Raw genomic sequence first — 15,245 nt, 5'->3', positions numbered from 1 at the left:
TACTCTTACTTCTTTTTAAGAAAAAACGTTATTATGAATACGACAACAGCCAGTATAGAAGTCACTAGAAACGCATCTTGCATTCCCATAATACTTGCTAATTTCAAACCTTCTGATTCGGATAATGTGCTTGATAATTCAGGTATATAGTTCTTGGTTTGTGTTGACATAATGGTAGTTAATAATGCTGTACCTATAGAACCTGAAACCATACGTGCGGTATTGGCCGCCGCTACACCATGTCTGCTTAGTGTTCGAGGTAGTTGATTGAGTCCATGTGTCATGACTGTCATCATGATAAATGAGATACCCAGCATAAAAGACGAATACAAAACGGATATATGCAATAGACTAGAGTCTAAACTTAATGAAGTATATAACCAAGATGCTACAACAAGGATAGACATTCCAGTGAACGCTAATGGGCGAATACCGTAACGATCTAGAATGATGCCAGTAATAGGTGACATGATTCCCATCAAAATTGCACCAGGTAATAACATTAAGCCTGTTTGAAATGTAGACTGACCCAAGATGTTCTGAATATAGACAGGCGTTAAGAGTTCCACACTATACATAGCAAGTGCGACAAAAGCACCAATGGCAATCGTGATGGAGAACTGCTTATTCTTAAAGACAGATAAGTTAAGCATCGGTTGTTCAGCAACTAACTCTCGCCATATAAATAAGCTTATAAACACTATTCCTATAATGATCGTTATGATGACTTGTGTAGCACCCCAACCTAAACTTCCAGCTGTCGAGAATCCATATAATAATGATCCTAATCCGATTGTCGATGTAATCACACCTAACGTGTCAAATTTCGGATTGCTTCTCTCCGTCACATTTCGTAAGAAGAAGTAAGCTAAAATGATGTTTGAAACCCCTATTGGAATGACAATGTAAAATAACACTCTCCAAGAGTAGTTCTGTAAGACCCATCCGGATAAGGTGGGACCAATGGCTGGAGCGCATGTCATGGCAATACCAACCATACCCATAGCTTTCCCTCTCTTCTCAGGTGGAAACAAACTAAAAATGACGGTTTGTACAAGTGGCATCATTACACCCGCAGCAGCGGCTTGAAGTAATCGCCCTATTAACAGAAAGGAAAAACTTGGTGCAGACGCACATACAATCGTACCGATTGTAAATAGTCCAATCGCACTTATAAATAATTGTCTTGTAGAGAATTTCCCTATGAGATAAGCCGTAATCGGAATGACTATACCATTTACCATGATAAATCCAGTACTTAACCACTGAATGGTACTCACTTCTAAATCAAAGACCTTACTCAACTCAGGAATAGCGACATTTAAAAGGGTCTGATTTAACAGAGCTGAAAATGAGCCAAGAATTAGTATGGCTAACATTAAAAATCTCGCTTTACTACTCATATTAAGTGGGTTAGCTTTATTAATATCAGTTTCTATGATCATCATCTCGCTGTCCTTTAAATTGTGAATGAATGTAATTAGTCATGTTAGAGAATGTGTCCGGACATCTCGTATTAACTATATAATTGCATACACAACTAATATATAACCTATTAATAAAGAAATTAATAACATTTAATTATTGTTAGTTGTGTACGCAACTAATAATACATGATGATTCTTTATGAATCAAGTCATTAATTCATTTGTTTATCTGTGGAAAGATAGATTACAATAGGATAATAAGAATTAGGAATGAACCTCTGAAAGGGGAATGTACATGAACATAACTAAAACAGAATCCATTGGTCGTTGGATTTCATTACTACATAGATACGGAAATGTTTATATGAATGAACAATTGAAAGATTACAATCTAGGTGCAGGTCAATATCAATTCCTCGCTGTGTTATATGACAATGAAGGATTATCTCAAGATGAATTAGCTCATATATTAAAAATGGACAAGGGTACCGCTGCTAGAGCGATTGCAAAATTAGAGAAAGAAGGATATGTCGAGAGGAAAACCTTTAGTGTAGATAAACGAATAAAGAAATTATATCTGACGGATAAAGCACACGCCTTCAAATCAACACTAACATCAATTCTGTCCGGATGGTCCAATATTACAACGAAAGATTTATCTGCAGATGAACAAGCATTTGCCATGAAATTGCTTAATAAAATGTCCTTAAATGCTGAAGGTTATTTAAATGAAATGAAATAGAATTTGTGAAAACAAAAAGAAAAACCGATTTCTACTTAATGTAGAAGATCGGTTTTATTTTCGTTTCATACTACGCATGATCTGTTTAGCATCCTGATCCACTCGGAATGACTCTGTAATCTTTTGTAGAGCTTTATTGTATGTGAAATCGTCTAGTGAATTACTTGCTAAGTAGATTATCGTGGATTCGGGTAGCTTTATATAACAAATGGATATTGCCCATGCGACAGCCATTTTTACATAATACCCCTCGTGTTCGATGTTATCTAATCGTAGTAAAACCTGTTCTATGTATTCTTCTTCGATATAGAAATTTAGCAACATCACGACACCAAATCTTATTTCATATTCTTTATCAGAGGATAAATAAGGCTGTAAAAACTCCCATACTTGCTTCATGTTCGATTTAGTGAATTTCAACCCTATACAGAAGCTATCGCATACCGACCAATTGTCAATCCTTGGGACAAAAGCAGCGACATATGGCAGTATTTCTTCAATATCTGCCTTTGCATAACCAATGACCATACCTTGCAACATGATTTCCTCAAAGTACTCACATTCAGTATGTTCCAGATAGGAACGCCAATCGCCTTTAGCGATATTTTTGGCCAACTTCCGAAGCTCCGGAAGACGTATACCTATGATATTATTGATATTTGGAATAAGAGCAGAACTGAATTTCTGATATTCCTTATCTACTAGCTTTACTAATTGTTCCCTGATTGTCGTCTCCACTTGAAGCACTCCTTATCGCTGCTAAATTTCACAACCATCTATTGCTGCATCCTTAGATTCAATTCTATAGTGTATGCCTCATGGATGCTATTCAAACGAAATGGTCCAAAGATATATGGACGCAATCGAACCTAGTGGTGAATATTTGAGACGGTATTGGTCGAACTGTGTTTTTGTAATTTCACTTAAACCATACAATTTCATCATGCCACGCCGAATAGCAATATCTCCCCAACTCACGACATCACGTCGTTCCATCGAGTTAATAAGAAGCATTTCAGCCGTCCATTTGCCTACGCCATTTAGCGCAATTAATCTCCGAATAACTTCGGTATCTGTGAGACTATGCAGTTCATCTAGATCAAAGGCACCTTGTTCAATCGTATGAGCAATGTGTTGAATGCACACAGCCTTTTTCATAGTCATGCCACATGCCTGAATATCATCGGGGGATTGCATCGCTATATTATGCGAAGTTATCTCTCCCAATTGATCCTGCATTCTTGTCCAAATCGTATGAACTGCCTTCACGGAAATAAGTTGCCCTACAATGGCATATAAGAGCGCAGTGAACAAATCAGGTATGATGACACGCTCGACCTTGCCTAACCTTATCATCGCTGCTCCTAAGGTAGGGTCAACACTTTTCAAATATGCAATTTCTTCAATGCCATATTCAAAATACTTTGTTGGGATGTTTTGCAATAACCTCTCCTCCAGTTTCCGTCCAACTATGCGTGGTCATCGATTGTCAGATCAATAAATGCTGCAGATACGATGTACTTCATATGCTGAGGGGTCAATTCCATTTGTAATCCTACTTTACCGGCACTCACCAACATTTTCTCTAGATGTGCTGCACTCTGATCAATAAAAGTTGGAAATAACTTCTTCATACCTACAGGAGAACACCCACCGCGGATATATCCTGTCCACTTTTGCAATTCTTTCATGGGTAACATTTCAATTTTTTTCTCCCCAGCTGCTTTAGCCGCCTTCTTCAAATCCAATTCTTCAGCTACCGGTATAACAAATACAAACACATTCTGCTTACTATGTGTTACTAATGTTTTGAATACAGTTTCTGCTGGTTTATTGATTTTGTCTGCCACTGCCGTACCATGAATTTGTCCATCTTCGTTGTCATACTCGTGGATTTCGTACGTTATTCTATTCTTATCAAGCATTCTCATTGCATTTGTCTTACTCATATATACATACCTTCATTTCTATTAGAGATTAAGGTTCAAACCCTAGTTGACTAATAAATATCTGTTCTTCAGGGAAAACCTCTATAAATCGATTATATAACATCTTATATGCCGATGGATGGTACCATTCTTCCAAACCTAGTGCCTTATACATCGCATCTATTTTTAAATTACGAGTCCGCTTGCCCCCGCTACCGTCTCCCATAAAATAATCATCGATGCAAATACGATCGACAAGTGGTCTTAGCAAATCCGCAAACCCTTCGCTACTCGGTAACATAGGAGCTATCGTTGCTTGTGTTGGGACACCTGCCACTTTCAACAATCGAAGTGTCTCTAACCTAGCTTGAATCGGTGGGGCATTGGGTGAGAAATATTTACGTATATCCTCACGGTCTGTTTCAATGGTCATACTTACTCGAACTCGATCTTGAAGAAGTAATAACAAATCTATGTCTCTTCTTACAAGAGGACTCCGTGTCTGAACAAATAGAAATGCTGGTGGGTCTTCTACCATGACCTCTAACAGTGAACGAGTCACCATTTCGGTATGTTCAATAGGCTGATAAGGATCTGTACTCGATGACATGAAGATTGATACGTCACCTTTTATTTTAGCTCGTTTGAGCTCTTTACGAAATATATCAGCTGCACCTTGCTTGATATCTACCCATTTCCCCCATTCCCCTTCACGAAACGTGGATACTGGCATTTGACGCACATAGCAATATGAGCAACCAAAAGTACAGCCTGTATAAGGATTCAAGGAATGACTGTACCCTGAAAGAAAGCCGGTGCCTTTATTAAGAAGGGTCTTGGGGAGATACTCTGTTGTCATAACTGACTCCGTTCTAGTTGCAAAAGCCTAGTCTTCATATCTAACCCACCCCGATAGCCTGTGAGTGATCCATTCTTTCCAATGACTCGATGACACGGTACCGTAACTAAGACGGGATTGGCTCCAATAGCAGTACCGACCGCACGTACGGCAGCTGGCTTTAGGATCACATTTGCGATATCTGAATAAGACTTCGTCTGTCCATAGGGTATTTCACAGAGTGCATTCCACACGGCTAGTTGAAACGGCGTACCCTGGAAATCAAATGACACGGTAAAACTTTGACGATTACCTTCGAAGTATTCGATGAGTTCTGTCGCATAGGCTTGCAGCTTCTCATCATCTTGAATCAATTCACTTGCTGGGAACTTTCGTCTCACCCAATCTTCCAATTCTTCAAAAGGTTTATCTTGCGAACCCACATAACAAAGACCTGATGCTGTTGATGCAATATAAATACGCCAGTCTTCATGAGACAATAACGTCCAATAGATCGTTTCACTAGATTTCTTTTTCACTGTATTGCACCTCCACATGCTACTGTTTAGTATTCGATTGACGATAAGTTAATGGCGTGAAGCCAGTCATTTTTTTAAAAAGAGTTATGAAATACGGTATATTTCGTATACCAATTTGTTGTCCAATGTCCGAAATCGATTTGTCTGTTTCAATTAAATATTCCTTAGCCTTATTCATTCTAATGATCTGAATATATTCAACAGGTGTCATTTCTTTAATCCGTTTGAACGTGCGATGTAAATGATAAGGACTCCCATGACAGATCTCCGCGAGGTTCTCTAGCGTTAATGCTTCCATGTAATTTCGATCTATATAATCAGTTACGGTAGATACCCATTCGTGATCGGGCAAGCGTTGACCCGTAGGTTTACATCGTTTACACGGAAGGAAGTTTTCAGTTAACGCGTGGGTTACGGTCTGAAATGTTCGGACATTCTCTATTCTAGGAGGTCTTGATTTACAGGACGGTCTGCAAAAGATACCTGTCGTCTTCACAGCGTAAAAAAACTGACCATCGTAGGATGAATTATTCGTGATAATGGCTTGCCATTGTTCCTCGGAAATCGATTCGCAATGCGTATTGCGCCCGTTCTTTTGTATCATCATTGTTCCCACCTCCACTGTCAACATTATAACCACATTCATGATCGTATGTACGGATTTGAGAATATAAGAGCAAGATAACGAAATTGATTCGAGCTTCTATTTTACCTAATCCAAACAAAAAGAATACCCCACCATCCAATTAAGGTTAGCGGGGAATTCTACCGATGCGTTCATATGAGTTCACGATGTAAAATGTAAAATCATTATTTCTTTGTATCCTTGCTGTTAGACAGTAATTCAAGCTTAATTTTATCCGTCACTTGCTTATCTTGCTTATCTTGCTTATCTTGCTTATCTTGCTTATCTTGCTTATTCTGAGAATCTAATACGATTGTATCCGCAATAATAATTAATCCCTGATTATAATAAACGTTCTTTTTGAATACTTCCATAATAACTCTGAGTGGCACAAAAGTGCGGTCATTTTTCTGCTCGATCGTTGTATTCATTAATTCTTTCATTCCATTGATTGAAATCGTAGATTTATTTACATTAAATACAATCTTTTGATCACGATATTGAATAGTAACTTTATCTTGATCATAGTTAACTTGGGCACCAAACGTACTTGATATGAAACGTAATGGAACCATCGTTGTACCTCCCTTGACATACGGGGTGATCTTAGCGTCAGCATAATCTATCGTTGTTTTTGTTCCTTTGACAAGCACTTCGGGGTGTCCAACCGAAAGCACGACAGCACTCCGAGTGACATCATTCACTATAGAATCACTCAATATTGACTCCTGACCTTTGTTTTGACATGGGCTACCCTTGTACAGCTCCATGTACTTAACGATAATGTCGAGTGCGTCTTGCCTAATGTCCATATGCAAATTTTTATCAGAGAGAATTTGTTTTGTATAATTCCAACTGCACATCATATCTTGTTGAGAAAGGGCGAGCGTATAAAGAAGTGCAACTGTCATACTATCGGGCAGATCTTTCCTAGCTTGAGATAACCAATTTAAATCAGGGGTCATATAGTGATCCAAGACCGTCATATATCCAAGAACAAATACCTCATCTGCCCTAAGTGATCCTATATCTAACGATTCGAAAGTCATTCCATATACTTGATTCGCATACGTGTCTGTATAGTTTCTTTCCGACCAGCTTTGATCCGAATATAATGCATTAATAACTGCTGCTCTCTCATCTAATGGTGAATCTTTCGATGATAAGAAATTTGCAACTTTCTCAGTTAATCCGTTGTTCTTGGACTCTGTGACCATCTTTACGTCAGAGTATGCTTGATAAATAGCAGTAGAGGTGATAGGTGAGTCAGCATAGACGATGCTTTGTTGTGATACAAAGACGATACATAAAAGGAGTAATAGTGTAGATTGAATCAATTTACGAATTTTCACAGCGTTGTTCATTAACATTTCCTCCTTCTGCTTAATAGGATTGCCACTCACTAACTGTGTTCCGGATAGATTGCACAAATAGGTCTTGTTCTTCGATTATTGGTGAATGTGCCGAATTCTCGAACCATACCCAACGCTTATCGGGTGCTTGTATCGCCTTGTATAGCCCTTCTGCCAGTTCGCTTGGTGCTGTATAATCATATCTTCCACAACAGAATGCGATAGGTACCTTAATCTCTTCAACTTCATTGAGCAAATCTAGTTCTAGCAATTCTTTCTGTAATGCGTTCATAGAGAACAATTGTCCTCGCGTCCATTTAATAATATCAAAGAAACGATATTCGCTACCTCTCATAAGGGGCTTGATCAGGAGATTCATCACGTTGCCATCATGAAAAATCCCCCCTCCAAATTTCTGCAACCATTTATTATGTACATGATCATGACTAAGCTTGTTCCATGGTGGAGGGCCGAGCTCCGAAAGTTGAGAGAAAGCTTTGGTGTTACTCGTATCCTTGGCACTACGTAAGGCAAATTCATAAGATATTCGTTCGTTCTCCCGCATATTCACAACTTGGGATATAGCAAAGTAACCATGAAAGAGTTCAGGATGGCGCTTAACGGCAAAGAGTGCGAGGATTGTCCCCCAAGAATGGCCAAGCAGATATATCTTTTGTTGATGGAATCGACGACATAGGCCTTGAACGATTTCGATTAAATCATCTACCATCCGATCAATCGTCATCGAATTTTTCGAAATGGTCTTAGCATAGGATAAACCAGCTCCACGTTGGTCCCAGTTCACTACAACGAAGTCCTTTTCTAAGTCTGAACTATATTGACGACCAAAGCCGATCTGTGCGCCCCCTGGCCCACCATGTATCCAAAGAAGTATCGGATTATTACGATCATGTCCCCTTATAAGTAGCCATTGTTCTACGCCGCCTATGAGTTGTTTCTCAAGTGATGCGATTTGATTGGGTGCATTCTCGATGATAGGGGTTCTACGAGTAAACACGCATAACACCTCCTTTTTATGGAATTTAATCAATCATATAACAGAACATCCCACTATCACCACCCATAATATGAATTCATTAACATCTGATCACTTGCATGAAATCCTTTGTTGATTTATCGTTGACTCAACCAAATCTATTCTCGAGAATCATCACCACACTTATTCTTAAAGGAGATCGACGACTTGCAGTTACTATTTAAAGAATTAAGCGATAATCATGAAATTACTGTCTATGATACTAACGAGTTGTATGGTGAGAAAGGGAATTTTCGAGTGCTTCAATTCTTAAACGAGGCCATACAAGGTGCGATGGATTTAGATCATCCTGAGCGTGTCTTGTTTGAATATCCGAGAGCTATCATCCATCTTATGGACTTTAATGATCCATCATTCAAAGACGTATTTCTCATCGGTCACGGAATTGGTACCATTGCGAGCTATTACTCAGATAAACGATTTACGGTAGCTGAGCTTGATAAGAAGGTTGTAGAGCTTAGTAAGCAATACTTTGGATACAGTAAGGAGGATGTACTGATTGGGGATGGACGCGCTATCTTGGAGAGTGAAGCACCAGATACCTATGATTATATTATTTTAGATGCCTTCACCGAAAAGGGAACGCCATCGCAGTTAATATCTAAAGAGTTCTTCCAAATAACCACAGACAAACTTCATCCCCATGGTTCTATCATTATGAATGTCTTCGGAAGGTCGGACAATGACAAGCTCATTAATGCTATCCACACAACGCTACAAGAAAGCTACAACTATACAAAGTCCTTTCGTCTGCCCGCAGAAGGTGTCACTGATACCCAAAATGTTATTATCATGGGTAGTCACAAGCCTATAGGTTATCAAGCACGTAATATGGCAGGTTTCAATGAGATCAACCTCGATGAGGGACATATCATCTGGGATAAAGTATGAAAGAAGACCATATTCAGCTGTAGTACAAGCGATTGCTGAATTATCAGCCTACGGATAGAAGTGATTTATGACACGCCTCACGCCTCAAGCATGCTTTTCTGGATACTACAGCGCTCTTAAGGATCATTTTGGAAATATTAGAGTTCCGCACTAAAAAAAAACCTGATCAACAGTGTTAAGCCCATAATATCATGAACTCTTTTTTCACTGTCTACCTTCAGGGGATATTACCATGATTATGATGACTCTACCTATTTTTTACTATGAATTCATTGTGTGATCGATTCTGCTTGGCATTCTTCGCATAGACCATACACTTCAAATCGATGATTAACAACCTTAAATGAACCTGGTAAATTTAACGATTGCTGCATTGGGCAATAATCGAACGTAAGTGTTTTCTCACAATTCAGACATATTAAATGATGGTGATGATGCGTTGAACAGCTTGATTTAAATTTCAACCCGCCATCCATAGAATAATATTGTTCTAAAGCACCCATTTCACTCAACAAACGTAAATTCCGATACACCGTATCGAAGCTAACACTCGGATAAGGGATCGTCATCTGATCATATACCTCTTTTGGAGATAAATAGCCATTCGCATCTGTAAATATTTCCGCAAGTTTTCTTCGTTGTTCTGTAATACGCCAGCCACTTGTAGTCATGATATGGATCATTTGCTGAACTCTCGACGACTTACTTTCCTCATGTACTGTCATGCACATCGTTCCTTTCCGACCTGTACGGTTATGAGTTAATTACCCAAATTCACGAAATCCTCAAAGTAAGGGTAGATATACGGGTTATCTGATGCTGTTGTTGTCACGATGGTATCCGCATCAATCTTCATTATAGTATTGTTATTATACAATGTTTTTCCAATGACTCCCGTAACTTCAACCCAAGTGTCCTCTGCGAAGTTGTTAGCGATGTCCGACTCCACCATTATACCATATGGAGCCGTATCTGCTGAACAGCACTGCATCGCAAGTCTGGATATAACGAATTGATTCGGCAACATATCATCTTCATGATATACAAATCCCTTCAATGTTATCTTCTTCCCTATAAAGTTGTCTATGTAGATATCAATGCTAGTCAACAACTCCATAAACCCTTCTTCTTCGATCCTAATCATCTCTTTTATATACAATTTCATAGCTAAAAGTGCATAATCCTCTGTATATGGATCCGCAGGAAACTTTTCCTTAAGAGCATCATCATCTTCATTTACAACGCTCGTAGTGTTGGTTGTTACTTTAACTAAATTCTGTGAGATGGAAGCATCGGCTCCTAGATTCATTCCTTTCATCGATGCTACACTGCTTCCCATGACCGTATCAGGCATTAGGAATCCCATTAGTAAGGGAACTGTAAATAAAGAATAGATTCCTATATTAATTATTAACGATCGTTCAGGTATAGGCTCGCAATCACAAATTTCATCATTATCTTCTCTGTTAGACTGTAGCGCTAAGAACACTTGAACCATAGCCATACCAAATAATAGAATTGAGGCGTATTTCACATAGGGTGTCATCCTTGGAGCTATGTAATATATTATATTTCCTGAACTAACTAATTGAGTAATATACAATGTATAACCAAGCAGAATGATTGCACGTATCCAATAATGAGGCGTATTTGAGCGTTCTTGTTCCATATAGGTTTGTCCCTCCTATTTCTATTATTAATTTCCTAAATACAATCGTTCCACTATCATTGACCCGATCAATACGACAGATATCACTAGACCACTTAATAAAAGTACGAATCTTGTTTTGAATACAGACAGGAGCATAAGTGTACTTTTAAAATCAAGCATTGCTCCAAAGACCAGAAAGGTTAATAATGATCCCATAGAGAAACTATTAACGAATGAGGCAGCAACAAACGCATCAGATGTGGAACAAATGGAGAGAACATACGCAAATCCCATCATAAAGAAGTGCGATATAACCGGTCCTTGCCCTATATCAACTAGATCAGCTCTTGGCACAAACGTCTGAATGGCCGCCGTGATCACAGAACCCAACATCAGATACTTACCCATTTCAAAAAATTCACTTCCCGAATGTTCAAAAACAGCAAGTATTTTATTACCCCTACGATGTTGTTCTTCGTGTTCCGTCATTTCACGATCTGACCCATTATATAATGTTACTTTACTATGACGTAATTGATTCTTATGTACAAAGAAATACACAATCAATCCAATAACAGTCCCTACAGCAATAGCTAGTCCCATTCGAGCATATAGCATTTCGGGTCTAGATCTAAAAGCTGTGTAAGTTGCTACGTATACGACAGGATTGACAATAGGCCCTACAAGAATGGATACAACAGCAACATATAATGGCATTCCCTTGGATATCAATCGTCTCATTATAGGTATCAGCCCACACTCACATACTGGAAATATGACACCTAGTATACAAGCAAACAGAATCCCTAGTAATGGATTTCGGGGAACGAACTTCTGAATCCACTTCTCTGAGACGAATATTTGCATGATTGAAGATACAATTACACCAATCAGAATAAATGGAACAGCCTCCAACACGATACTTATAAACATTGTTTTAAAAGACTGTATTGCAACACTTTCAGGTAGTCTTATTAGGGAGAACCCCCCCATGCTCCAAGCCATCACGATAAAACCTAAAATAAATAACAAGGTCATGTGTAATAACCCAAGTGATTTCACAGAACGCATATTTTCTCCTCCTAAATCAGAATGTTTTTTATATTAACAGTAATAATTACAATTATAAATCTATAAATCTCTCTACTTTTACTTATGTATAGTATCTATTCATCGTATTTATTACAGTTTTTGGCGCCATCCTGTGATATCTCATATCGTGGTTATACTTTTAGTTCTTATAAGCAGAAATTAAAAATACACCCCTAGATTTACATCGGATTTACCAAGGGCTTTCCAATGTCAATACTATGAGGTGCACTTCAACTATCCCTTGACTTCTATTTTAAATAATTTAATCTTTAATAGATCCCAGCAACTACTCGCTCAATGCCTTAATCAAACCTTCAAGATTCTTTTTCATTACCGAAATATAATCCATATGATTATTGCTCTCTTCTTCGGTTAATCCTTCGATTGGGTTGAGGACGTCTGTTTTAGCGCCAATCTCTTTTGCGACTGTTTCCGCTACTTTATGATCTACTAATGTTTCAAAAAATATAGTAGTTACATAATGTTCTTTAGCAAATTTCACGATATCTACCATTTTATCAGGAGCTGGTTCTTGATCAGGGGAAAGACCCGCGATCGCTACTTGAGTTATACCATACTCTTTAGCTAGGTATCCAAATGCTGCATGTTGCGTAACGAACTCTTTTTTCTTAACATCTTTTAATCCCGATTTATAAGCCTTATCCAATTCTTGAAGTTTCGTTATATAAGTATCCGCATTTTTCTTGTAATCCGCTTCATGCTCAGGATCTGCCTTCACATAAGCTTCAAGTATAGAGGTTACTTCCTTCTGAGCAAGAACAGGGCTTAACCATACATGCGGATCTAAACTATGTTCTTCATCTGTATGGACCTCTTCACTTTGAACTTCATCTTCATCGTGTTCATGAGCTTCTCCTTCCATCAGATCAATTCCATGACTTGCCTCAACAACAACACGTTTTTCATTCGATGCGCTTGCTATAGCCTTTTCTGCCCACTCCTCAACAATTCCGTTATATACGAATATATCTGCATCCGATATTAACGCCATATCTTTCGCACTTGGCTCCCAATCATGAGGTTCCGTCCCTACCGGAACTAGAGCCACTACATCAGCATGCTCACCACCTACCTGCTTACTGAATTCATACATCGGATAGAATGAAGTTACAACTTTTAATTTTTGCTCCGTTTGAATAGCTGACTCTGGTGTTGTAGCATTCTTCACTTCATTATTTGTTGCTGCATTATTTTTTCCACAACCTGTTATAAGCAATGCTGATGCTGCCATAAATACGAAAGATTTCTTAAACCATGAATTCATCGTTTATTATCCCCTTTATAATGCGTTTTTTGTGTTGATCTAGCAATTATCCAGCACTGTCGGACTTCGTTGACAATCCATCTTTTGAGAATCGCGGCATTGGACTATCTCTTAACTCCTTTAATTCGTTCCCTTTCCTAAAACGCTTTGTGCCATACTTCAACACGACCTTCTTTACACTGATTCCTGTCACTAAAATAAACAAAAGTACAAGTGCAATCGTACCTCCTGGTGGAGTACTCAATTCATAAGACGCGCTAAGCCCTGAAAATACCCCAGCTAATCCAATGCCCATCGATATAACAATTGCAGCATTAAAACTTGGTGCAATACGGATGGCTAACGCTGCAGGAAGAACAATTAATGAAGACACTAAGAGTACTCCGACAATGGGCATAGCTGCTGCAACAATCATGCCTGTGAGTACACTGAATGCTAATGAAATCCAGTTCACAGCTAAACCTCCTGTCTTAGCTGTGTCTTCATCAAAGGTAATCTGATATAAAGGACGACGAAAGAGGAACAAGAACGCTCCACCGATAACGGACACGAAGATCATTAACCATAGTTCTGTCTTATTCACAGCAACTACAGAACCGAATAAATAGGAAGTAAAGCTCTTACTAACACCTTGATTAAGACTCATAAGTACAACAGCAGTTGATAAGCCACCAATCATAATAATAGCAATAGAAATTTCACTATAAGTTCTATACGATTTTCTGACATATTCCACAGCCACCGCACCGACAACCGCTACCACAAAACCGGTTAACGTAGGATTGATGCTCAGATAAGCACCTGCTGCAACGCCTGCTAATGATACATGTGATAGCATATCCGCCATTAAGGCTTGGCGTCTAAGCATGAGATATACGCCAAGTGCAGACGCGATCAATGCAATTAACCCACCGGCACAAAATGCCCGCTGCATGAAGTCATAGTGCAACATTTCCATCCGCCATCATCCTTCCGCTCAAGCTCAATGATCCGGTCCAAATGATCTTTCACTTCCGAGAGTCCATGGGTTACCATGACGACTGTTTTTCCACGTTCCTTAACTTGATGCTGCATTAATTCATAAAATCCAAATCGGCTCTCTTGATCCATTCCTGTGGTGGGTTCATCGAGAATGAGCACATCCGACTCTTGAGCTAACGCTCTAGCGATGCAGATGCGTTGTTTTTGTCCTCCTGATAACTCCCCGATCTTACGATGTCTTAATTCCCACATACCCACTTGTCGAAGTGCCTTCTCTGTCCAATCATGATCTATCTTACTCATCCTACGTAACCAAGATCCTCTGACATATCTTCCAGAGCGAACGAACTCCAAGATCGTGCTAGGGAATCCTACGTTGAAAGCGGCAATGTGCTGTGGGACATAACCAACTACAAGTTTATTTCCATCAGCATTGTGTGGGGCAAGATGAACATTCCCTTCCCACGGTTGAAGTAAACCAAGCGCTAACTTAAGTAATGTTGTTTTGGCAGCACCATTTGGACCTGTGACTGCAACAAACTCTCCAGAGTAAATATGAATATTCACATCTTCCAGACAGGGAACATCACTATACCCAAATACAACTTGTTCTAAAGATGCTAGCAACATGAAATAACTTTCCTTTCTAACCGCTTGCCGAATTCTATAATAATTAAGAACTAATGATAGAATTCAGTTACAGCATTTCATTTTATATGTAATAATTACGATAAAGAAACAAATAAAAAAGTCCCTTTCCTATTTTATTAGTAATCATTACGTTTAACGTATCTTATCAGTTAACTTTTTTGATGTCAACCATATTTCACTAACAAA

At 38.7% G+C, this 15,245-nt stretch carries 17 protein-coding genes; 2 read left to right on the top strand and 15 right to left on the bottom strand.

Annotation, left to right across the window (positions count from 1 at the left end; genetic code table 11):
• Positions 1–5: 5 nt before the first annotated feature.
• Positions 6–1,448, bottom strand: coding sequence for a DHA2 family efflux MFS transporter permease subunit (locus tag BW961_RS04615; RefSeq protein WP_068581300.1), 1,443 nt, complete (start codon positions 1,446–1,448; stop codon positions 6–8).
• A 274-nt stretch (positions 1,449–1,722) separates the two neighbouring features.
• Here BW961_RS04615 and BW961_RS04610 point away from each other — a divergent pair, with 274 nt between their 5' ends.
• Positions 1,723–2,169, top strand: coding sequence for a MarR family winged helix-turn-helix transcriptional regulator (locus tag BW961_RS04610; RefSeq protein WP_082867362.1), 447 nt, complete (start codon positions 1,723–1,725; stop codon positions 2,167–2,169).
• A 54-nt stretch (positions 2,170–2,223) separates the two neighbouring features.
• On the opposite strand, the gene BW961_RS04605 is transcribed toward BW961_RS04610, so the two are convergent.
• The 8 genes from BW961_RS04605 to BW961_RS04570 all read right to left on the bottom strand — a co-directional run bounded on the left by BW961_RS04605 (position 2,224) and on the right by BW961_RS04570 (position 8,469).
• A complete protein-coding gene (locus BW961_RS04605; protein ID WP_068581295.1) occupies positions 2,224–2,907 on the bottom strand; it encodes a DNA alkylation repair protein in 684 nt (227 codons plus the stop codon).
• Between the two features lie 87 nt (positions 2,908–2,994).
• The gene (locus tag BW961_RS04600) at positions 2,995–3,612 is read right to left on the bottom strand and encodes a DNA-3-methyladenine glycosylase family protein (RefSeq protein ID WP_068581292.1); all 618 of its coding nucleotides are present in this window, start codon (positions 3,610–3,612) and stop codon (positions 2,995–2,997) included.
• A 26-nt stretch (positions 3,613–3,638) separates the two neighbouring features.
• Positions 3,639–4,118 carry a Cys-tRNA(Pro) deacylase gene (gene ybaK / locus BW961_RS04595; RefSeq protein ID WP_068581289.1) on the bottom strand — a complete coding sequence of 160 codons (480 nt, stop codon included), beginning with the start codon at positions 4,116–4,118 and terminating at the stop codon, positions 3,639–3,641.
• 28 nt (positions 4,119–4,146) lie between these two features.
• The gene (locus tag BW961_RS04590) at positions 4,147–4,956 is read right to left on the bottom strand and encodes an SPL family radical SAM protein (RefSeq protein ID WP_068581285.1); all 810 of its coding nucleotides are present in this window, start codon (positions 4,954–4,956) and stop codon (positions 4,147–4,149) included.
• Positions 4,953–5,474, bottom strand: a complete 522-nt coding sequence (locus BW961_RS04585) for a methylated-DNA--[protein]-cysteine S-methyltransferase (protein WP_244555870.1) — start codon at positions 5,472–5,474, stop codon at positions 4,953–4,955. The genes BW961_RS04590 and BW961_RS04585 overlap by 4 nt, the downstream gene beginning before the upstream one ends.
• Positions 5,475–5,493: 19 nt before the next feature.
• Positions 5,494–6,081, bottom strand: coding sequence for a bifunctional transcriptional activator/DNA repair enzyme AdaA (locus BW961_RS04580; protein WP_244555869.1), 588 nt, complete (start codon positions 6,079–6,081; stop codon positions 5,494–5,496).
• Between the two features lie 203 nt (positions 6,082–6,284).
• Complete coding sequence (locus BW961_RS04575) at positions 6,285–7,463, bottom strand: stalk domain-containing protein (protein WP_068581279.1); 1,179 nt, start codon at positions 7,461–7,463, stop codon at positions 6,285–6,287.
• Between the two features lie 19 nt (positions 7,464–7,482).
• Positions 7,483–8,469, bottom strand: coding sequence for an alpha/beta fold hydrolase (locus BW961_RS04570; RefSeq protein WP_082867360.1), 987 nt, complete (start codon positions 8,467–8,469; stop codon positions 7,483–7,485).
• Between the two features lie 186 nt (positions 8,470–8,655).
• On the opposite strand from BW961_RS04570, the gene BW961_RS04565 reads away from it, so the two are divergent.
• On the top strand, positions 8,656–9,399 hold the full coding sequence (locus tag BW961_RS04565; RefSeq protein WP_068581276.1) for a spermidine synthase: 744 nt from the start codon (positions 8,656–8,658) through the stop codon (positions 9,397–9,399).
• Between the two features lie 269 nt (positions 9,400–9,668).
• On the opposite strand, the gene BW961_RS04560 is transcribed toward BW961_RS04565, so the two are convergent.
• The 6 genes from BW961_RS04560 to BW961_RS04535 all read right to left on the bottom strand — a co-directional run bounded on the left by BW961_RS04560 (position 9,669) and on the right by BW961_RS04535 (position 15,038).
• Positions 9,669–10,124 (bottom strand): Fur family transcriptional regulator, encoded by a 456-nt coding sequence (locus tag BW961_RS04560; RefSeq protein WP_068581273.1) that lies wholly within the window; start codon positions 10,122–10,124, stop codon positions 9,669–9,671.
• Positions 10,125–10,159: 35 nt separating this feature from the next.
• On the bottom strand, positions 10,160–11,068 hold the full coding sequence (locus BW961_RS04555) for a TIGR03943 family putative permease subunit (RefSeq protein ID WP_068581271.1): 909 nt from the start codon (positions 11,066–11,068) through the stop codon (positions 10,160–10,162).
• A 27-nt stretch (positions 11,069–11,095) separates the two neighbouring features.
• The gene (locus BW961_RS04550) at positions 11,096–12,121 is read right to left on the bottom strand and encodes a permease (RefSeq protein WP_068581268.1); all 1,026 of its coding nucleotides are present in this window, start codon (positions 12,119–12,121) and stop codon (positions 11,096–11,098) included.
• Positions 12,122–12,428: 307 nt separating this feature from the next.
• Positions 12,429–13,427 (bottom strand): metal ABC transporter substrate-binding protein, encoded by a 999-nt coding sequence (locus tag BW961_RS04545; RefSeq protein ID WP_068581265.1) that lies wholly within the window; start codon positions 13,425–13,427, stop codon positions 12,429–12,431.
• A 46-nt stretch (positions 13,428–13,473) separates the two neighbouring features.
• Positions 13,474–14,385 (bottom strand): metal ABC transporter permease, encoded by a 912-nt coding sequence (locus BW961_RS04540; RefSeq protein ID WP_068581261.1) that lies wholly within the window; start codon positions 14,383–14,385, stop codon positions 13,474–13,476.
• The gene (locus BW961_RS04535) at positions 14,331–15,038 is read right to left on the bottom strand and encodes a metal ABC transporter ATP-binding protein (protein ID WP_068581259.1); all 708 of its coding nucleotides are present in this window, start codon (positions 15,036–15,038) and stop codon (positions 14,331–14,333) included. Before BW961_RS04535 ends, BW961_RS04540 begins: the two co-directional genes overlap by 55 nt.
• Positions 15,039–15,245: the final 207 nt, after the last annotated feature.

Origin of the sequence: Paenibacillus macquariensis, assembly GCF_900156375.1 — a bacterium.
Taxonomy (GTDB): Bacteria; Bacillota; Bacilli; order Paenibacillales; family Paenibacillaceae; genus Paenibacillus_AQ; species Paenibacillus_AQ macquariensis.
The sequence above is the reverse complement of the archived record's forward strand: the minus strand, read 5'-3'. Positions and strand labels throughout refer to the sequence as shown.

Bases quoted from the DNA above. Each gene is read 5' to 3' on its own strand.
- BW961_RS04615 (WP_068581300.1), bottom strand. From the start codon at position 1,448: ATGATGATCATAGAAACTGATATTAATAAAGCTAACCCACTTAATATG.
- BW961_RS04610 (WP_082867362.1), top strand. From the start codon at position 1,723: ATGAACATAACTAAAACAGAATCCATTGGTCGTTGGATTTCATTACTA.
- ybaK (WP_068581289.1), bottom strand. From the start codon at position 4,118: ATGAGTAAGACAAATGCAATGAGAATGCTTGATAAGAATAGAATAACG.
- BW961_RS04590 (WP_068581285.1), bottom strand. From the start codon at position 4,956: ATGACAACAGAGTATCTCCCCAAGACCCTTCTTAATAAAGGCACCGGC.
- BW961_RS04580 (WP_244555869.1), bottom strand. From the start codon at position 6,081: ATGATGATACAAAAGAACGGGCGCAATACGCATTGCGAATCGATTTCC.
- BW961_RS04575 (WP_068581279.1), bottom strand. From the start codon at position 7,463: ATGAACAACGCTGTGAAAATTCGTAAATTGATTCAATCTACACTATTA.
- BW961_RS04560 (WP_068581273.1), bottom strand. From the start codon at position 10,124: ATGACAGTACATGAGGAAAGTAAGTCGTCGAGAGTTCAGCAAATGATC.
- BW961_RS04555 (WP_068581271.1), bottom strand. From the start codon at position 11,068: ATGGAACAAGAACGCTCAAATACGCCTCATTATTGGATACGTGCAATC.
- BW961_RS04550 (WP_068581268.1), bottom strand. From the start codon at position 12,121: ATGCGTTCTGTGAAATCACTTGGGTTATTACACATGACCTTGTTATTT.
- BW961_RS04545 (WP_068581265.1), bottom strand. From the start codon at position 13,427: ATGAATTCATGGTTTAAGAAATCTTTCGTATTTATGGCAGCATCAGCA.
- BW961_RS04540 (WP_068581261.1), bottom strand. From the start codon at position 14,385: ATGGAAATGTTGCACTATGACTTCATGCAGCGGGCATTTTGTGCCGGT.
- BW961_RS04535 (WP_068581259.1), bottom strand. From the start codon at position 15,038: ATGTTGCTAGCATCTTTAGAACAAGTTGTATTTGGGTATAGTGATGTT.